This window comes from Celeribacter sp. (genome assembly GCF_048261515.1).
Taxonomy (GTDB): domain Bacteria; phylum Pseudomonadota; class Alphaproteobacteria; order Rhodobacterales; family Rhodobacteraceae; genus Celeribacter.
This window is the reverse complement of sequence record NZ_JBLXFZ010000011.1, coordinates 1-17,809: the sequence shown is the minus strand read 5'-3', so window position 1 is coordinate 17,809 and position 17,809 is coordinate 1. Positions and strand designations below refer to the sequence as shown.

Sequence of the window (17,809 nt, the reverse complement as noted above, 5' to 3'; positions counted from 1 at the left end):
ACGACACTGAGAGCCAACTTCAAGGGAGACAGAAATGAAACATTATTCAACAACAGGACTTGGTTTAGCCACGGCTATGGCCGTCGGTCTGGCCGCTTCGGCAAGCGCCGAAACCGAACTGACAATGTACTACCCCATTGCCGTGGGTGGCGCATTGACCGAAGTGGTGGATGGCATCGTTGCCGATTTTGAAGCCGCAAACCCCGACATCAAGGTAAACGCCATCTACTCGGGCAACTATGACGACACGCGCGTGCGTGCCCTGTCCGCACTGGCATCTGGCGAGCCTGCACAATTGGCCGTGATGTTCTCGATCGACGCTTACGACCTGATCGAACAGGATCTGATCGTTCCCTTCGACGAGGTCGCCTCGACCGACGCTGACAAGGAATGGCTCGGCGGCTTCTACCCCGCGCTCATGGCCAATGGCCAAATCGAAGGCCAGACCTGGGGCATCCCCTTCCAGCGTTCGACGATCGTCGCCTACTACAACAAAGACATGTTCCGCGACGCAGGCCTCGACCCCGAAGCCGCGCCGAAAACGTGGGACGAGATGGTCGAAATGGGCAAGGCCCTGACGAACGACGACACCTACGGCATCATGATCCCGTCCACGGGCTACCCCTACTGGATGTTTCAAGCGCTTTCGATCCAGAACGGCAAAGAGCTTATGTCCGGTGACGGGCTGACCACCTATTTCGATGATCCCGCTGTTGTCGAAGCACTGGAATTCTGGAAATCCATGTCGGTCGAGCATGGCATCATGCCCACGGGCACGGTCGAATGGGGCACCCTGCGTCAGGCATTCCTCGAAGGTCAGACCGCGATGATGTGGCACTCCACGGGCAACCTCACGGCTGTGAAGAACGCCGCGAGCTTTGACTTCGGCGTTGCCGAACTTCCCGCGAACGTGCGCCCAGGCTCCCCGACGGGTGGTGGTAACTTCTACATGTTCAAGGACACAACAGACGAAGAGCGCGCCGCTGCGCTCAAGCTGATCCAGTTCATGACATCCCCCGAGCAGGCGGCCGAATGGTCGATCGCGACGGGTTACATGGGCGTGTCTCCTGCTGCCTATGAGACCGAAGCACTCAAGGCCTACACGGAAGAATTCCCCCCTGCCCTCGTGGCACGCAACCAGCTTGAAAACGCTGTTGCAGAATTCTCGACCTTTGAGACAGCCCGCGTGCGCGATGGTCTGAACAATGCGATCCAGTCGGCTTTGACGGGCGCAAAAGAGCCCGCCGAAGCTCTGTCAGAAGCCCAAGCGGCTGCTGAACGTCTGCTTCGCGCCTACCAGTAACCTCCCCGATCGGGCCGGCACATTACGTGTGTCGGCCCGTTTGTCCCCTCGCATCGGAGTCGCACCATGTCCGCCCATGCCAACCTCGAACGTCGCAGACAGGCCATTTATGGCTGGCTCATGCTGTCCCCTGCGGCGGTTCTGTTGACGTTGTTTGCATTTTACCCGTCCATTGCGACCCTGTGGTCGAGCCTGTTTTCCCGCGGCACACGCCGCAGACCAACCGAATTTGTCGGCATCGAGAACTATGCGGATCTCTTCGCCGACCCGACGTTCTGGCTCGTGGCCAAGAACAACCTGCTTTACGCGGGCATCACGATCCCCGTTTCGATTTTCATCGCGCTTTCGATGGCGCTCTGGGCAAACGGGAAGATCCGCGCCCGCAGCTTCGTGCGCACGGCCTATTTCACACCAACCGTCTTGCCGATGATTGCTGCTGCGAACCTGTGGCTGTTCTTCTACACACCCGGCCTTGGCGTGCTGGACCAGATCGGCAGCCTTTTCGGCCTGCCATCGGTGAACTGGCTCGGCCAACCCGAAACCGCGCTCTGGGCGATCATCATCGTGACCATCTGGAAAGAGGCAGGGTTCTTTATGATCTTCTACCTCGCTGCGCTGCAAACGATCCCCGAAGATCTCAAAGAGGCCGCAGACATCGAAGGCACGAGCCGCTGGACCTATACACGCCGCATCGTGCTGCCTCTGTTGATGCCCACCACGCTGTTCATCGCCGTGAACGCGATGATCAACTCGGTCAAACTGATCGACCACCTGTTCATCCTGACGAAAGGTGGACCGTCGGACGCCTCGAAGCTCATCCTTTACTACATCTGGGAAATGGCATTCGCCTTCTTCGACGCACCAAGTGCCGCCGCAATGACGATCATCGTGATCGCTGTTTTGGGCATCGTCGCCGCAATCCAGTTCCTCTTCCTCGATAAAAGGACGCACTACCAATGAAGAGCCTGAGCAAATTCATGGACAGCTTTGGCGCGATCCTCTTGGCGATCATCTGGATTGCTCCCCTGCTGTTCGCCTTCTGGGCCGCAACACACTCTACGTCTGACGCGGTGAACCTGAACCTGTTTGCACCGTGGACCTTGGACAATTTCCGCGTTGCTTGGGCAGGTGCGCCGTGGCTGCAATACTTCTTCAACACCTTCATGTTGGTGACTGTGATCCTGATCGGGCAGTTCATCCTGACGACCCTTGCGGGTTTCGCATTTGCGCAGCTGCAATTTCCGGGCAAGGACTTCGTCTTCATTCTGGTGCTGATGCAGCTGTTCATCCTGCCTGAAGTGTTGATCGTCGAAAACTACGCCATGGTGTCCCGCCTGGGCCTCTTCGACTCCATCCTCGGCGTCGGCATGCCCTACATGGCCAGTGCCTTCGGCATCTTCCTGATGCGTCAGGCGTTCAAGGGCGTCCCCGTGGAGCTACATGAGGCCGCGCGGATCGAAGGCTGCGGCTTGCTGGGCATCCTGTGGCGGGTCTATGTGCCGCTCGCGAAGCCCACATATATCGCCTATGCGCTGGTGTCGGTGTCGACGCACTGGAACAACTTCCTTTGGCCACTGATTGTCACCAACTCGCCCGAAACACGGCCATTGACCGTCGGGTTGTCGATCTTCGGCGCGCCTGAAAACGGGGTTGATATCAGTATCATCTCCGCCGCGACGATGATGTCCGTTGCACCATTGCTGATCGCTTTCCTGATCTTCCAACGTCAGTTTGTTCAGGCCTTCTTGCGCGCGGGGATCAAATGACGACGATCCTCCAGCTATCCGACACCCATATCGTACCCCGTGACGAGCTTTGCTCGGGGCAGTTGGATACCACGGAGTCCCTGACGCGACTGGTGGAGCGGATCACAAGCATCCGCGACCAGATCGGGCAAATAGACGCGCTTCTGGTAACGGGCGATCTGACCGATGACGGAAGCGCGGCCAGCTACGCGCGGTTCAAATCTCTCGTCGCGCCACTGGACCTGCCGACCTATGTGTTGACGGGCAACCACGACGCGCGCGAGGCGATGCGGGCGGCTTTTGCCGACACGTTGCCAAAGACCGGCCTGCTGAACTGGACGCGCCGCGTGGGTGGCGTCCAGTTGATCGGGCTGGATACGCTGATCGAAGGGCAGGGCGCGGGGCGGCTCGGGGAGGACGGTCTGGCGTTCCTGAAAGATGCCCTGTCGCAAGCGGCGGGGGCACCTGTTCTCTTGGGGTTGCATCACCCGCCTTTCGCAAGCGGCATCGAATTCATGGACAAGATCGGGTTGATCGACGGGGATGCCCTGCGTGACATTCTGGCAAGCTACCATGGACCGCTACGCATCCTGTGCGGTCATATCCACAGAATGATCGTCGCCGATGTCGCGGGCCATATCGCGATCTCTGCGCCCTCGCCGGCGAGCACCTTTTCCTATGATCGCCGACAGGAGGCCCCCGTTGGCTTCATGCGACAGGAAGGTGGCGCTCTCCTGCATCGTTGGGACACAGGATTTCAGACGATTACAATCGAAGCAAACGCCGGATCAGGCCCTTTCCCGTTCTGATCCGCCAAAAATCCATAGAAGGCCGCATCCATTGAGCGAACCTCATGCGATCCAGATAGTGATTCAAATTGCGGGCGCTGCTGCCCTGTTGATCTGGGCCGTGCGCCTTGTCCGCACGGGCGTGGAGCGCGGCTTTGCAGCCCCCATGCGTATCTGGTTGCGCCATTCCGCCCGAAACCGTCTTCTCGCAGCAGGCACGGGAATGGGTGCGGCGGTCCTGCTGCAAAGCTCTACCGCCGTGGCCGTGTTGGTGTCCAATTTCGTCGCAAAAGGCGGGTTGGCGACGGCGACGGGGCTGGCCATTCTTCTGGGTGCCGATGTCGGGTCAGCGGTGGTGACGCAACTCCTTATGGTGCGCCAACCGCTTTTGATCCCCCTGTTGCTCTTGCTTGGCGTCACGGTCTTCCTGCGCAGCGACGCCAGCAGCACGCGTCAGGTCGGGCGCATCATGATCGGGCTTGCGCTGATTTTCGTCTCACTGGACATGATCCGCGCCGCAACCGAGCCGATGATCTCCAATCCCAGCACACAGGCCGTCATGGTCTATCTGGGGCGCGATCTGCTTACCGCCTTCGCGATCGGTGCCGTGTTTGCATGGGCCGTTCATTCGAGCGTCGCGGCGGTCCTGCTTTTTGTCACGCTCGCGGGGCAGTCGATCCTTCCTGCGCCCGCGGCCGCCGCAATGGTCCTCGGTGCCAACTTGGGTGGGGGCTTTATCGCCTTCGTCCTGACTTATTCCGCGCCCCTCGCCTCAAAACGCATGGTGATGGCCAACCTGATCCTGCGCGGCAGTGGCGCGTTGCTCGCCATGTTCGCAATTGCGTCGATGCCCGCACTTTTGGATCACTTTGGCACAAACGCGGCGCGGCAGACCATTAACCTGCACCTCGCATTCAATGTGGCGCTCGCTCTAATCTCCTTGCCGTTCGTGAAGCCCATCATTGCCGTGCTGTCCTACTTTATGGCCGAGAAGCCCGATCCAAACGGCACGCTGGACGATGCCAGTGCGCTTGATCCGGCTCTACTCGAAAAGCCGCAACGCGCGATTGACTGCGCCGCGCGCGAATTGCTCTCCATGGGGCAAAAGATCGAACAGATGTTGATCGCGGTGGAACCCCTTTACGACAACTGGAACGCCGCCACTGCCGAGATGATTGCCAAGCAAGACAAGGTCATCAAACAGACCCATATGGACATTAAACTGTATCTTGCCCGCCTCGCCCAAAAGGGAATGTCGGAAGACCTCAGCCGCCGCTCGATGGAGCTTGCATCAATTGCATACAGCCTCGATTCCGCCTCCGATGCGATCACGCGGGTCATGTTGGACCTCGCCAAGCGTCTCGACATGCAAAAGCTGAAGTTCTCGGAGGAAGGCCGTGAGGAAATCCGCGACTTCGCAGACCGTGTCCATAGCAATGTGCAGCTTGCCCTCAATGTCATGCTGAACCAGAACCCCGCCGAGGCGCGCGAGTTGGTTGCGGCCAAGGAAAAGCTGCGCAAAACCGAGCAGAAGTTGCAGCGCAGCCATATTGGCCGTTTGCGCCAAGGGCTCGTGGAAAGCATCGAGACAAGCAACATCCATCAGGAAACGCTGCGTGCGCTCAAACAGATCAACTCCGCCTTCTCGATGATCGGTCATCCCATCCTGTTGAAATCGGGCGACTTGTTGAAAAGCCGCCTGTCGTAAGGACACGCAGCGGTCAAGGAACGGGATGGGGGGGGAAACCCCTGCCTTGACCTGCGGCCCCGAATATTTCACAACTACGCGCGATGGTTTCCAGTCGCCGAAAATGCGTCTGGGATGAAAAGGGAATACGGTGAGGAGGAGCCAATGCGCGCCGAATCCGTAACTGCCCCCGCAACTGTGAGCGGTGAGTGACCCCGAGGAATACCACTGAGCCAGTCAGGCTCGGGAAGGTTCGGGAGAACGCTGATCCGCAAGTCAGGAGACCTGCCATCAACGGCACCATGAGGTGACGTCAATGCAACTCAACCCAGACGGGGTGTCTGGTTAGGAGATCATGATGGCAACGCGGTTTTCCCCGTGCATTCGATTGTGTCTGTCCTGCGCCCCGCATCGTCGCGGAGGGCGACATGACACCAATGCCAAACCACTCAATTACCGTCTGCACCTCATGCAGGCATAAGGGCACCACCTGCAAGCCTGGCTTCCAACTGATAGAAAAGCTCAAAGACGCGATCGAAGCCGCAGGAGATGCGGTTTCCGACGACTTCGAGATCTCGGGCGTTGCCTGTATGGCGGGCTGTGACCGCCCATGCACGGTTGCCTATCACGGCAGTCGCAAGGCGGCATATCTGTTCGGGGACATTGACCCCGACGCCGACGTTGATGCTCTCGTCACCTTTGCGCGCCAATATGCCACCCTGAACGATGGCTGGTGCAACGCGTCCGCGCGCCCGCAAAAGCTGCGCGCCGCGACCCTTGCGCGCGTTCCCGCCGCAATCATCGCGATGGAAGCCGATGTGGGGCGCGCCTCATGAGGGCAGCAGATCTTGAAGTCAGCGGCGTAAGCTGGGCCCCTGCCCGCTCCGCCCAGTCCGTCTTGCATCCGACCACCTTTCGCGTGGACGCAGGGCGGGTTCTGGGCGTGGTTGGCCCCAATGGCGCGGGCAAATCGACCTTGCTGCGCCTCCTCTATCGCTTCCACCGCCCCCACACAGGCCACGTGTGTGTGGACGGGCAAGACATCTGGTCAATGCCCGCCCGCGACGCGGCGCGAAAGGTTGCAGCGGTTTTGCAAGAACAAGCCGCTGCATTCGGCCTCACCGTGCGCGAGATCGTCCATCTGGGCCGCACGCCGCACCATTCGGGCTTTGCCGCATCTGGTGAGAGTGATGTGCGCGTCGTTGACCGTGTGCTGACCACGCTCAACCTGCATGCCCTCGCCGATCGGGACTTCGGCACATTGTCGGGGGGCGAACGTCAGCGCGTCATGGTGGCCCGTGCCTTGGCACAGGAACCTCAGGTTCTCATCCTTGACGAGCCGACCAACCATCTCGACGTGCGCCACCAACTGGAAATCGTGTCACTGATCCAGACGCTCGGCCTGACGATTGTTGTGTCGCTGCACGATCTCAACATGGCGATTGGCGTCTGCGACGATGTTCTGGTCCTCAAGAACGGGCAGTCCCAAGGGTTCGGCCCGCCGCACACGCTTCTCACCAATTCGCTCGTCTCCGACGCATTTCGCGTCGACGCGCAGCGCGAAAAACTGACCCCCAGCGGGGTCTCCCATTTTTCTTTTTCCTTACCCAAACAGGAAGGTACCCTCTCATGAAACGTACTCTTATCACCCTCGCCCTTCTCTCCAGCGCCGGCACCGCAGCCGCGCAGGCAACAGTGCAAAGCTGCGACCGTCAGGTCACATTCGACGCACCGCCGCAGGCCGCCGTTTCCAATGACGTCAACCTCACCGAGATGATGTTGGTGCTCGGCCTTGCCGACCGCATGGTGGGCTACACAGGCATTTCCGGCTGGAAAACGCTCGACGAGGGCATGCGCGAAGGCGTGGAGCAACTGCCCGAACTCGCCTCGAAATATCCGTCGAAAGAGGTGCTGATCGGGGCCGATGCGGATTTCTTCTTCGCGGGCTGGAACTACGGCATGAAGGTGGGCGGCGAAGTAACGCCCGAGACCTTGGCGCCGTTTGGCATTCAGGTCTACGAACTGACCGAAAGCTGCATCCATATCGGGGAGAAAGCCCCCGCCTCGATGGAAGATATGTATAACGACCTGCGCAATCTCGGCGCCATCTTTGACATCTCCGACAGAGCCGATGCGCTGATCGAAGATTATAAGGCAGAACTGGACGCCTTCCTTGCGCCCTTGCCCGAACTGGAAACCCCGCCGCGTGTTTTCGTCTACGACAGCGGTGAGGATGCGCCCTTCACGGCAGGTCGCTACGCAATGCCCAATGCGCTGATCGAGGCTGCGGGCGGCGTCAATATCATGAATGACTTCGAGAAGAGCTGGTCGACGGTTGGCTGGGAGGCGGTCGTGGAGCGCAATCCCGAGGTGATCGTGATCGTGAACTACGGAGAGGTTACAGCCGAGCAGAAACGCAACTTCATGATGACCAACCCTGCCTTTGCGGGCATCGACGCGGTGCGCAATGACCGTTTCGTTGTCCTCGAATACGTCGAAGCCACACCTGGTCCGCGCAACATCAGGGCGGTCAAAACCCTCGCAACGGCGTTTAGAGGCGAGTGATGGCCACCCCCGCCGCACAACATGCGAAAAAGGAACGTACCGCCCTGTCTCCCACGCGTCCATGGCTCGTGGGGCTGATCGGGATCGCGGCTCTTTGGGCATCGCTCTCGGTGGCTGTGAGTGTCGGCGCGGTGGCCGTGCCGCTCGACACAGTTTGGGGCATCGTGATTAACAAGGTGGTTCCCGACGCCGTCGCGGTTGATTGGTCGGTCGGCCGCGAGGCCATCGTGTGGGATATCCGCTTCCCGCGCGCGATCCTTGCGGGGCTGGTCGGTGCGGGGCTGGCGATTGTCGGGGCGAGCCTTCAGGCCGTAACCCGCAATCCGCTGGCCGATCCTCACTTGCTTGGCATCTCGGCGGGGGGTGCCTTCGGCGCCATTCTAGCGTTGCTCCATACGGGGCTGTTCATCGGCCTTCTGACCGTGCCGTTGCTGGCTTTCCTCGGCGCGCTCGGCGCGACACTCATCGTGCTGGCGGTGGCGAAACTTGCCTCGGCCACAAGCGCGGACCGACTGGTTCTTGCGGGCGTTGCCGTGTCCTTCATCGTCATGTCGCTGGCAAATCTCCTGATCTTTCTGGGAGATCCGCGCGCGACACATACGGTGGTGTTCTGGATGCTCGGCGGGCTTGGGCTGGCCCAGTGGGACCAACTGATCTACCCCGCACTCGTGCTAGCAGGCTGTGGTGCCTATCTTTGGCTCAGGTCTGGCTATCTCAACGCCATGACCGTTGGGGATGAAACCGCAACCACCTTCGGCATCCCCGTGGCACGGTTCCGCCTGACCGTCTTTGTCATCGGTGCGCTGGTCACGGGGGTGATGGTCGCCTTTTCGGGGATCATCGGTTTTGTTGGCCTCATGGTGCCCCATATCGTTCGCCTCGCCGTGGGCGGAAGCTATCGCCGCCTGTTACCGATCACTGCCCTGTGCGGCGCGATTTTCCTCGTCTGGGCAGATATCATTGCCCGAACCATCATGGCGCCAGATGACATGCCCATCGGCATCGTGACGGGGCTCATTGGCGGGGTGTTCTTTGTCTGGCTGCTAGGTCGACGCTCGGGCTGATACTCGCTAGGCACCCGCCTCTGGCGACAGCACCTACCTCGTCCTGAAAGACCAGCAACCCACGCAAAACGACGGGACAGGCTCAACGGCCTGTCCCCTTCCCCCCTTTCCCGCTTCACGCTCCACGGTCGTTGTCATCCAATCGCTCCTTTTTGCGAATGATTTGCATTTGCATTATTTTCAACAACAGCTATAAGTGTTGCGACTCATTCGCAATTAGAAGCCTGCGACACGATTGAGAAAGCTTGCAGGATCACAAAAACGAGGAAAGGACTTGTAATGAATTTGACGATGACACGCTTGATGGGGGCTGTGGCCGCGACCGCGCTGATGACAGGCATGGCCGCCGCCGACGAGGACCGCATGAAAGTTGTCACGACATTCACGGTTTTGGCGGATATGGCGCAGAACGTGGCGGGCGACGCGGCAGAGGTGGTTTCGATCACCAAGCCAGGCGCCGAAATCCACGGCTACGAACCGACCCCACAAGACATCGTGCGCGCACAAGGCGCGGATTTGATCCTTTGGAACGGGATGAATCTGGAACTGTGGTTCGAGCAGTTTCTAAACAATCTGGATGAAGTGCCCTCGGTCACGCTCACAGATGGCATTGATCCGATCTCGATCGCCGAAGGCGCCTATGAGGGCAAGCCGAACCCGCACGCGTGGATGGGCCTCGACAATGCGCTGGTCTACATCGACAACATTCTGGAAGCCTTTTCCGAACACGACCCCGAAAACGCGGCGATCTATGTTGCCAATGCCTCCGCCTATAAAGACGAGCTGCGCGCGACCCTTGAGCCGCTGCGGCGCGAGGTTGCCACGATCCCCGAGGCGAAACGGTGGCTGGTCACCTGCGAAGGCGCATTCAGCTATCTTGCCCGCGATTTCGGCATGAAAGAGCTTTATCTGTGGCCGATGAACGCCGATCAGATGGGTACACCGCGTCAGGTGCGCGCCGTAATTGACGGCGTTCGGGACAACGACATCCCCGTGGTCTTCTGCGAAAGCACGGTCAACACCGCCCCTGCCGAACAGGTCGCACGCGAAACAGGCGCCAACTACGGCGGCGTGCTCTACGTCGACAGCCTGTCCGAACCCGATGGTCCCGTGCCGACCTATCTCGATCTGCTTAAGGTAACATCGGAAACGGTGGCAAACGGCCTTACATCAGACATGAACTAAAAATTTCCTTCGTGGAAAGGGTCTGTCGGGCGTAACCTCGTCCGGCGGGCCTATGCCGTTTCAGGCCGCGACCTTTCTGGCAGAAAGCAGAGAATGCAACACGATACCGAGATGAAGACGACACCAGCCTCCGAGCGCACTGATCCCTCGGGCGGGATCAAAGCGCGTGATGTGACTGTCACCTACCGCAACGGCCACACCGCCCTGCACGATGCGTCCTTCGAAATCCCGCGCGGCACAGTAACCGCGCTTGTCGGGGTGAACGGCGCGGGTAAATCCACGCTTTTCAAGGCGATCATGGGGTTTGTTCCCGTCGCACGCGGGGAGATCACACTCCTTGGCCTCGACGTCAAACAGGCGCTCAAGCGCAACCTCGTGGCCTATGTGCCACAATCGGAAGAGGTCGACTGGTCCTTCCCCGTTCTCGTTGAGGACGTGGTGATGATGGGCCGCTACGGGCACATGGGGTTCTTACGCAGGCCAACACGCGCGGATCGCGAGGCGGTGGAAGCCGCACTTTGTCGCGTTAACATGCTCGACTTCCGTCACCGCCAGATCGGGGAATTGTCGGGCGGGCAAAGAAAGCGCGTCTTTCTCGCCCGCGCACTGGCGCAGGATGGTCAGGTGATCCTGCTGGACGAGCCCTTCACAGGCGTCGATGTCAAAACCGAAGAGCAGATCATCGCCCTACTGCGCGAATTGCGCGACGAAGGCAGGGTGATGCTGGTCTCGACACACAACCTCGGAACCGTCCCCGAATTCTGTGACAGGACGGTTCTGGTCAAGGGCACCGTACTGGCTTACGGCCCGACGGAAACGACCTTCTCGCGCGAGAACCTCGAAGCGGCCTTCGGCGGCGTGCTGCGCCATTTCACGCTTGGCGGCACGGATTTGCACGATGACGACGACACACGCAGCCTGTCGATCCTGACCGACGACGAGCGGCCCCTCGTGCAATATGGCGACAAGATCAAGGTCGGGGAGGCGCAAAAGTGACCACACTTCTTGAACCCTTCTCCTATGGTTACATGACCAATGCGATGTGGGTTTCGGCGCTGGTAGGAGGAGTTTGTGCGTTTCTCTCCTCCTACCTGATGCTGAAAGGCTGGTCGCTGATCGGTGACGCCCTGTCTCATGCGGTCGTGCCCGGTGTTGCGGGGGCCTACATCCTCGGTCTTCCCTTTGCGCTCGGAGCTTTCATCTCGGGCGGACTGGCGGCCACGGCCATGCTGTTCCTGTCCGACCGTTCAGGGCTGAAAGTCGATGTGATCATCGGCATCATCTTCACCTCTTTCTTCGGCTTGGGGCTGTTCATGGCGTCGATCAATCCCATGTCTGTCTCGATACAGACCATCACGATGGGCAATATTCTCGCCATCACGCCCGAAGATACGCTGCAACTGGCGATCATCGGCTTTGTGTCGCTCTCGATCCTGCTCCTGAAATGGAAAGATCTCATGGTCGTCTTCTTTGACGAAAGCCACGCACGCTCGATCGGATTGCGTCCAGGCGTGCTCAAGGCGGTGTTCTTCATCCTGCTCTCGGCCTGTGTTGTCGCGGCGATGCAGACGGTGGGGGCGTTCCTCGTTATCGCCATGGTGGTGACACCAGGGGCCACGGCCTATCTGCTGTGCGACCGCTTCTCGCGCCTGATCATGACCTCGGTTGCCATCGGCACCTTGACCAGTTTCTTCGGCGCCTATGCCAGCTATTTCCTCGACGGTGCGACAGGCGGCATTATCGTCCTGTGCCAAACGATCATCTTCCTCGCCGTTTTTGTCGGAGCCCCCAAACACGGGATCGTGGCAGCGCGGCGCAAAGCGGCGCAGGCCCTTCGCACGGAGGAACCACAATGATGGAAACACTTCTCATGCCATTCCAGTTCGGCTTCATGCAGAACGCCTTCTGGATTTCCATGATCGTCTCCGTGCCGACCGCACTGTTGTCCTGCATCCTTGTTCTCAAAGGCTGGGCACTGATGGGAGATGCCATCAGCCATGCGGTGCTGCCAGGGATCGTCTTGGCCTATATCCTCGGCTTCCCGCTAATCATCGGTGCGTTTGGCGCGGGTATGGTGACGGCGCTGGCCACGGGCTACCTCTCCGAGAACAGCCGCGTGAAGCAGGACACGGTGATGGGGGTGGTCTTCTCAGGCATGTTCGGGCTGGGGATCGTCCTTTACGTGTCGATCCACACAAATGTACATCTCGACCATATCCTCTTTGGCAACATGCTCGGTGTCGGTGCAGAAGACCTGTTGATGGCTGGACTGATTTCGGCCTTCGTCACCACTGCCCTTCTGCTGAAATGGAAAGACTTGATGCTCCATGCGTTCGACCCAGCACAGGCGCGCGCCTCGGGGTTGCCCGTTGCAGTGTTGCACTACGGGCTGCTGACCCTGATTTCACTCACCATCGTTGCGACCCTTGCGGCGACGGGGCTGATCCTTGCCGTTGGCCTGTTGATTGCACCCGGGGCAATCGCTTTCCTTACCGTGCGGCGCTTCGGCCAGATGATGGCGGTGGCGGTTGTGGTCTGCATGTTCTCCATGGTCGCGGGAGCCTACCTGAGTTTCTTCCTCGACAGTGCGCCCGCACCGACCGTCATCCTGATCCTCACCGCGATCTTTCTGGTCGCCTTCGTGCGCAGGCTTGTACAAACGCGGCGCACATCCTCCCGCCTTGCATCAGGCCAGAGCTAACCACGGACGCCCGACCGCGCTAAACCCTGCGGTCGGGTGAGCTATCCAATCCCCGTCCCCGAGCGATGCCTTTGCGGCACAGAGACACCCCGCAACCTCACGCCAGACGCACGGGGAAACAGATTCTCCAGCATGGGAATATGGGTAAATATCCATATGTTTCCAAAACCCCCAAATGGATATTTCCCATCCATATAAAGTTGGAAGGGGAAAGGAATGCAGACCACATTGGCTATTGCGCAAGGTGCGTTGATCCGGTCGACGAAAACCGACGCGCAACAGACGAGAAATGCCGCCGCGGCCAAGCAAGGCACCGCCTCACCCGCGTTAGACGCGACGGATTTCAATGTGGATATGATGTAGCCTTTTCAACCAACTGGTCGGGTATCTGGCAGGCGTGGTTATGAACCTCGTGGGAGCCTGTCAGATCCCGACTTTTGGCGCAACAAGCCGACAAATGTTTCTTCAGCGCAAAAAAATTCTGACGCATGGCTCTCATTCCGTGCAATGCTTCCACTCAAGAAAACCCATCCAGCATTCGGACGCGACGACATGAAAATCCGACATAATCAGACAGATCGCCTTGTCCTGACTGGATCTACCATGATTATCGCCGCTGCGGTGTCCGCCCTCCTACTCGGAATCCTTGTGATCGGCATGATTGTCGCCATCAAAGGGTATATCGCGCTCGGCGGCTTCGCTTTGAGTGGCGTTCTTGTTGGTACGGGTATTTTGTGGCTGGTCTATCACAAGACCGAAGTCCAGTTCGACCGCGACAACAACACGCTGACGATCCGCAAATCCATGCTGCACGGGACGCGCGAGGAGACCATTCCGCTTGAGACTGTCAGGCAAGCCGATGTCGACCTCAAGCGCAACCAACGCAACAACAACAGGCTCCACGCCAGCTACACCTACAGGCTCTGCATCGTGACGGAAGATGCGCACAACAGAAAGCGCGTCCCCCTCTCCCACGGCTACACCACGAGCAAACGCCATCTCTTCAGCGCCCGTAAGATCAATAACTGGCTGGGCGTGCCCGAAGCGCCGATTGCCGAAGGTCCGAGCATGGCGGATGTGGCCGAGGTCATCAAATCACTCGGTTTCGGCAAAGCAGCCTGAACCGCCAACGCGTATTTCTGTCTTCATAAAGGTTTAAAAAATGTCCCAATTCACTGAAACAACACGGGTAGGATTTTTCGCCCGTCTGAAGAACGCTTTCAAAGGCATCGGCATTGGCATCGGTTTCATCTGCATCGCCGTCTATTTCCTGTTCTGGAACGAAGGAAACTCGGTGCGCGCGGCGCGTGCGCTTACCGAAGGTGCGGGACAGGTGGTTTCAGTGGAGAGCTCGGCGATTGATCCCGAAAACGAAGGCCGACTTGTACATATCAACGGCCCGCTGACGCTCGCCGAACCTCTTAGCGATGAGGCGCTTGGTGTGGTGGCACCTGCGCAGGCCGTGCGCTTGGAGCGTGTCGTCGAGCAATTCGCGTGGATCGAAAGCAAAAAGACCGAAACAGACACCAAACTTGGCGGCGCACAGGAAAAGACCACGCAATACACCTATCGCATGGCTTGGACGGATGCGCCTGCCAGTGGGGCCGACTTCCAGTTTCCCGATGGGCATTTGAACCCGCCAATGCCGATCAAATCAGAAGTCATCCGCCAATCAGAAGGCGCAATCGGTGCCTTTACCGTGGATGACAAGATTTCCGATCTGGGTAGCGCAACGGCGATGCTTTTGAACGTCGCACATGCAGAAGGCATGACAGCTGCCCTGTCTTTGGAGCAGCCCGCCAATCTGGTCGCGGGACAGGTCGTCATTGGTGCGGATGTCGCGGCGCCTGTGTTGGGTGATATCAGGGTGAGCTATAAGGCCTCCGAGATCGACACGGCCAGCGTGGTCGGCGTGCAAAGCGGCAGCGAACTGGTCCCCTACACCGCGGAAAACGGACGCGAAATCTATTTGGTCGAACGGGGGCTGAAGGCCGCTGACGAGATGTTCGAGGCTGCGCAATCTGCCAACACATTCAAGACGTGGATGCTGCGTATCGGCCTGATGATCATGCTGTTCCTCGGGTTCAAGGCACTCTTCTCCCTGATTGATGTCATCTCGAGCATCCTTCCCTTCCTCGGCTGGATCTCCGCCTCTGTCACCTCCCTTGTCAGCCTTGCCCTGACCTTCGTTGTGGGTGGCGCAACGATTGCACTCGCGTGGTTCTACTTCCGCCCCCTCGTGTCGCTGGCCATCCTTGCCATCGCTCTGGCAGGTGCCGGCTTCATGGCCTACCGCGCCCGCAAAACAGCACAAGATGCCCCCCAAGGCACCTGACCATCGTCAACCTTTCCCTTTGCAAGAGGATTCCCAATGAAAAAACTTTCTCTCTCCATTGCCCTCATGATCGCCGCAGGTGCTGCGCAGGCAGGTCAGTTCTGCGAGCTTGATGGCACGGAAGTGTTTACCTGCACCATCAAAGGCGGCACGCATGGCGTCGAGGTTTGCAATGCGATTTGGGCAGATGGCACAAAGGCCGCGTACGGGTTCTTCAAATCCAACGGAACGGTGGAGAAGGAAATCCTTCAAGACATGGCAACGATCACCGCAACGCCGTGGAATGGCATGGGGAATTTCATCAGTGAATCCGTGACCTTTGAAAGTGGCGACGGCTATGCCTACGAGGTTTGGTGGGGCGGCGAACGCACGGAGGGCGCCGTCGCAATGGGCGGGATCAATGTCTTCAAAGACATCGAGTTGATTGCGGATCTCCCCTGCGATGATGGCACCGTGTACAGCGACCTCTCCGCACTCATCGAAATGATCGAAGCAGCGCAATAAGTGGGCCATCATGTTCCGCCCTGCTCTGCCCGTGGTCGCCGCGATGATGGCGACCACGTGGACCGTTCCTGTCTCTGCGCAATCTGTCTGCGGCGGCGAGGTTCTGTTTCAATGTGCAACCGACGACCCTGACGCCCGCGAGCAGATCACCGTTTGTGCGCGGGGCGAAAGCTACATCCTGGCCCGCCATGTGCTGTCATCGGGAGAAATGATCTATGATCCGCCCTTGATAGCGGATGCCAACACGACATGGTTTCACTGGTCCGAAGAGGATCAAGCGCAGTTGGAAATCGGGTTCTGGAGCACGGATTTAGGCGAGCCCGTGACCCTTTACGTTCATATGCCGTGGGACGATATGAATGAGACCGTGGCCGAGAATGGCGCCTCCGATATGTGGCTGCAATCGCCGCATTGGCGCACGCAGGTGGATCAAGTGACCTGCGCCTCCGATACGGTCTATGCTGAACCTGAGAGGCTTTGGCCCGCCCAAGCGGCGCGCGGACCGATTGGAGCCTTCTTCTCGCAAGACGATGTGATCCCGCGGATCGACACGGTTGGAGTGGCGCAGGTGACGGAGATCGCAGCGGAATCAGAAGGCGCCCCAGTCTACGCCTCAGCACGCCCCTCCGCCGCAACGCCTGTTTGGTGGATGCTCCAATCCGGAGATACCGTCGATATCCTCGACCGTCTGCAGAATTTCATCGCCGTTGCCATTCCGACCAATGGCATGAAGGCCTGCCTCATTCGCCCCGAACAGCTTGGCATGCCCTACTCTGGCCCCTGCGCCACGGGATGGGTGGATGCTGCCTTTCTTGACCCGATCCAATAACCGCACAACGCCAGTTCACGGAGACAACAGATGCGATCCTTCCTCCTGACCGCCGCCCTTATCAGCACCGCCAATGCCGCCCACGCCTTCTGCGAAGACATTCTGGCGACACAGGTGCTTTGCGTCACCGAGGAGGCAGACGAGATCAAGGTCTGCGCGAGCGAACATCCCGAAACAGGTGCGCCCGCGTTGACGCTCCATGTGACGCCGCAAATCTCGGACGGTCCCATCACACGACTGGCCGAAGACGTGCCCTTTGCCATGACACTCGGCACGGGCGGCTTTCCGTGGGACATCTACGAATTCACCTTTATCCATGAGGGCGGTCGCGCTGTTCTCGCACTCAAGACACCGATAGACAGTGACGACCCCTCGGAGACGGAGGTCTGGCTGGATCTTTTCGGACGCGGGACCGCTCCTGTGCGCAGCTTGCAATGTATGCAGCCCGCTTTGAGCGCGGAAATCGCAAACCTTCTGGAGATGCGCGGCCAATCCCCGAACGCGATGCGAACAGGGCCGAGCGGCGACAGCGCGCCCTTTTACCAGCCGAGCCAACCGATCACAGGCGCCACGCCATACGGCAGCTACGAGTGTCGCGAGGTCGCGGGCGTGTTAAGCAATGAGGGCACCGACAACGGCCAGATCGCGCTTTACGCGGCCCCCAATGAAGACGCGGCCATCCTCGGATATGCGGCCCCCGACATTCTCGGATCGGCCTTCGAATGCGCCAATGAGGGCGGCTATTCGGGCATCATCTGGATTGACCCTGACAAGGGGGACGGTGCGGGCGGGTACATGTCCGAGCTGGATTACGAGGCTCGCATGGCGGCCTGCTCCTTGTCGCCCGACGACTGGCCAGCGAACCTCGCCTACTGGGGGAAATGTTCGAGCGCATGGGTCAAGCAAGGCAATGTAGCGAGCTTCGGAGGCTAGCGTTGCGCATCCACGGCAGACCCGTGTTGCGGGCCATGCCGCCCTCCCCGACCTGCGACACCTGACAAAGTAGCAACTTTGAAAGTCCCCCGTCTGAGCTACTCCCCATTTGTTGGACAGGATCTGGCGTAAATTAAGCTACTCTTTGCTCCTGCTGATCGGGTTGTGTT

Annotated in this window: 19 protein-coding genes and 1 riboswitch; all 19 genes read left to right on the top strand. The window is 59.3% G+C overall.

The genetic code is table 11. The features are described 5' to 3' along the window. Positions 1 to 34: 34 nt before the first annotated feature. The 19 genes from ACN0SC_RS15725 to ACN0SC_RS15635 all read left to right on the top strand — a co-directional run bounded on the left by ACN0SC_RS15725 (position 35) and on the right by ACN0SC_RS15635 (position 17,639). Positions 35 to 1,303 (top strand): ABC transporter substrate-binding protein, encoded by a 1,269-nt coding sequence (locus ACN0SC_RS15725; RefSeq protein ID WP_417250642.1) that lies wholly within the window; start codon positions 35 to 37, stop codon positions 1,301 to 1,303. Positions 1,304 to 1,369: 66 nt separating this feature from the next. Beyond that, entirely contained in the window at positions 1,370 to 2,263 is an 894-nt protein-coding gene (locus ACN0SC_RS15720; RefSeq protein WP_417250641.1) for a carbohydrate ABC transporter permease, read from the top strand. Continuing rightward, entirely contained in the window at positions 2,260 to 3,069 is an 810-nt protein-coding gene (locus ACN0SC_RS15715; protein WP_417250640.1) for a carbohydrate ABC transporter permease, read from the top strand. The genes ACN0SC_RS15720 and ACN0SC_RS15715 overlap by 4 nt, the downstream gene beginning before the upstream one ends. Continuing rightward, a complete protein-coding gene (locus tag ACN0SC_RS15710; RefSeq protein ID WP_417250639.1) occupies positions 3,066 to 3,857 on the top strand; it encodes a phosphodiesterase in 792 nt (263 codons plus the stop codon). Before ACN0SC_RS15715 ends, ACN0SC_RS15710 begins: the two co-directional genes overlap by 4 nt. Positions 3,858 to 3,888: 31 nt before the next feature. Beyond that, positions 3,889 to 5,544 (top strand): Na/Pi cotransporter family protein, encoded by a 1,656-nt coding sequence (locus ACN0SC_RS15705; RefSeq protein ID WP_417250638.1) that lies wholly within the window; start codon positions 3,889 to 3,891, stop codon positions 5,542 to 5,544. Positions 5,545 to 5,611: 67 nt separating this feature from the next. After that, positions 5,612 to 5,831, top strand: a riboswitch (cobalamin riboswitch). A 120-nt stretch (positions 5,832 to 5,951) separates the two neighbouring features. Then, positions 5,952 to 6,359 (top strand): DUF1636 family protein, encoded by a 408-nt coding sequence (locus ACN0SC_RS15700; protein WP_417250637.1) that lies wholly within the window; start codon positions 5,952 to 5,954, stop codon positions 6,357 to 6,359. After that, positions 6,356 to 7,156, top strand: a complete 801-nt coding sequence (locus ACN0SC_RS15695) for an ABC transporter ATP-binding protein (protein WP_417250636.1) — start codon at positions 6,356 to 6,358, stop codon at positions 7,154 to 7,156. The genes ACN0SC_RS15700 and ACN0SC_RS15695 overlap by 4 nt, the downstream gene beginning before the upstream one ends. Then, complete coding sequence (locus ACN0SC_RS15690) at positions 7,153 to 8,088, top strand: ABC transporter substrate-binding protein (RefSeq protein ID WP_417250635.1); 936 nt, start codon at positions 7,153 to 7,155, stop codon at positions 8,086 to 8,088. Before ACN0SC_RS15695 ends, ACN0SC_RS15690 begins: the two co-directional genes overlap by 4 nt. Further along, entirely contained in the window at positions 8,088 to 9,152 is a 1,065-nt protein-coding gene (locus ACN0SC_RS15685; protein ID WP_417250634.1) for a FecCD family ABC transporter permease, read from the top strand. The genes ACN0SC_RS15690 and ACN0SC_RS15685 overlap by 1 nt, the downstream gene beginning before the upstream one ends. 279 nt (positions 9,153 to 9,431) lie before the next feature. Further along, a complete protein-coding gene (locus tag ACN0SC_RS15680) occupies positions 9,432 to 10,337 on the top strand; it encodes a metal ABC transporter substrate-binding protein (RefSeq protein ID WP_417250633.1) in 906 nt (301 codons plus the stop codon). Positions 10,338 to 10,430: 93 nt separating this feature from the next. Beyond that, positions 10,431 to 11,333: a manganese/iron ABC transporter ATP-binding protein gene (locus tag ACN0SC_RS15675; RefSeq protein WP_417250632.1), complete on the top strand. Its 903-nt coding sequence runs from the start codon at positions 10,431 to 10,433 to the stop codon at positions 11,331 to 11,333. Further along, a complete protein-coding gene (locus tag ACN0SC_RS15670; protein ID WP_417250631.1) occupies positions 11,330 to 12,193 on the top strand; it encodes a metal ABC transporter permease in 864 nt (287 codons plus the stop codon). Before ACN0SC_RS15675 ends, ACN0SC_RS15670 begins: the two co-directional genes overlap by 4 nt. After that, positions 12,190 to 13,038: a metal ABC transporter permease gene (locus ACN0SC_RS15665; protein WP_417250630.1), complete on the top strand. Its 849-nt coding sequence runs from the start codon at positions 12,190 to 12,192 to the stop codon at positions 13,036 to 13,038. The genes ACN0SC_RS15670 and ACN0SC_RS15665 overlap by 4 nt, the downstream gene beginning before the upstream one ends. 216 nt (positions 13,039 to 13,254) lie before the next feature. Continuing rightward, positions 13,255 to 13,401 carry a hypothetical protein gene (locus ACN0SC_RS15660; protein ID WP_417250629.1) on the top strand — a complete coding sequence of 49 codons (147 nt, stop codon included), beginning with the start codon at positions 13,255 to 13,257 and terminating at the stop codon, positions 13,399 to 13,401. Between the two features lie 189 nt (positions 13,402 to 13,590). After that, positions 13,591 to 14,160 carry a hypothetical protein gene (locus ACN0SC_RS15655; protein WP_417250628.1) on the top strand — a complete coding sequence of 190 codons (570 nt, stop codon included), beginning with the start codon at positions 13,591 to 13,593 and terminating at the stop codon, positions 14,158 to 14,160. A 40-nt stretch (positions 14,161 to 14,200) separates the two neighbouring features. Next, positions 14,201 to 15,373: a TMEM43 family protein gene (locus ACN0SC_RS15650; protein ID WP_417250627.1), complete on the top strand. Its 1,173-nt coding sequence runs from the start codon at positions 14,201 to 14,203 to the stop codon at positions 15,371 to 15,373. A 36-nt stretch (positions 15,374 to 15,409) separates the two neighbouring features. Next, positions 15,410 to 15,877, top strand: coding sequence for a hypothetical protein (locus ACN0SC_RS15645; protein ID WP_417250626.1), 468 nt, complete (start codon positions 15,410 to 15,412; stop codon positions 15,875 to 15,877). 10 nt (positions 15,878 to 15,887) lie between these two features. Then, positions 15,888 to 16,706, top strand: a complete 819-nt coding sequence (locus ACN0SC_RS15640; RefSeq protein WP_417250625.1) for a hypothetical protein — start codon at positions 15,888 to 15,890, stop codon at positions 16,704 to 16,706. Positions 16,707 to 16,736: 30 nt separating this feature from the next. Then, entirely contained in the window at positions 16,737 to 17,639 is a 903-nt protein-coding gene (locus ACN0SC_RS15635; RefSeq protein WP_417250624.1) for a hypothetical protein, read from the top strand. Positions 17,640 to 17,809: the final 170 nt, after the last annotated feature.

Bases quoted from the DNA above. Each gene is read 5' to 3' on its own strand.
- ACN0SC_RS15715 (WP_417250640.1), top strand. From the start codon at position 2,260: ATGAAGAGCCTGAGCAAATTCATGGACAGCTTTGGCGCGATCCTCTTG.
- ACN0SC_RS15640 (WP_417250625.1), top strand. From the start codon at position 15,888: ATGTTCCGCCCTGCTCTGCCCGTGGTCGCCGCGATGATGGCGACCACG.
- ACN0SC_RS15650 (WP_417250627.1), top strand. From the start codon at position 14,201: ATGTCCCAATTCACTGAAACAACACGGGTAGGATTTTTCGCCCGTCTG.
- ACN0SC_RS15660 (WP_417250629.1), top strand. From the start codon at position 13,255: ATGCAGACCACATTGGCTATTGCGCAAGGTGCGTTGATCCGGTCGACG.
- ACN0SC_RS15695 (WP_417250636.1), top strand. From the start codon at position 6,356: ATGAGGGCAGCAGATCTTGAAGTCAGCGGCGTAAGCTGGGCCCCTGCC.
- ACN0SC_RS15710 (WP_417250639.1), top strand. From the start codon at position 3,066: ATGACGACGATCCTCCAGCTATCCGACACCCATATCGTACCCCGTGAC.
- ACN0SC_RS15700 (WP_417250637.1), top strand. From the start codon at position 5,952: ATGACACCAATGCCAAACCACTCAATTACCGTCTGCACCTCATGCAGG.
- ACN0SC_RS15655 (WP_417250628.1), top strand. From the start codon at position 13,591: ATGAAAATCCGACATAATCAGACAGATCGCCTTGTCCTGACTGGATCT.
- ACN0SC_RS15690 (WP_417250635.1), top strand. From the start codon at position 7,153: ATGAAACGTACTCTTATCACCCTCGCCCTTCTCTCCAGCGCCGGCACC.
- ACN0SC_RS15665 (WP_417250630.1), top strand. From the start codon at position 12,190: ATGATGGAAACACTTCTCATGCCATTCCAGTTCGGCTTCATGCAGAAC.
- ACN0SC_RS15685 (WP_417250634.1), top strand. From the start codon at position 8,088: ATGGCCACCCCCGCCGCACAACATGCGAAAAAGGAACGTACCGCCCTG.
- ACN0SC_RS15675 (WP_417250632.1), top strand. From the start codon at position 10,431: ATGCAACACGATACCGAGATGAAGACGACACCAGCCTCCGAGCGCACT.
- ACN0SC_RS15720 (WP_417250641.1), top strand. From the start codon at position 1,370: ATGTCCGCCCATGCCAACCTCGAACGTCGCAGACAGGCCATTTATGGC.
- ACN0SC_RS15725 (WP_417250642.1), top strand. From the start codon at position 35: ATGAAACATTATTCAACAACAGGACTTGGTTTAGCCACGGCTATGGCC.
- ACN0SC_RS15645 (WP_417250626.1), top strand. From the start codon at position 15,410: ATGAAAAAACTTTCTCTCTCCATTGCCCTCATGATCGCCGCAGGTGCT.
- ACN0SC_RS15635 (WP_417250624.1), top strand. From the start codon at position 16,737: ATGCGATCCTTCCTCCTGACCGCCGCCCTTATCAGCACCGCCAATGCC.
- ACN0SC_RS15680 (WP_417250633.1), top strand. From the start codon at position 9,432: ATGAATTTGACGATGACACGCTTGATGGGGGCTGTGGCCGCGACCGCG.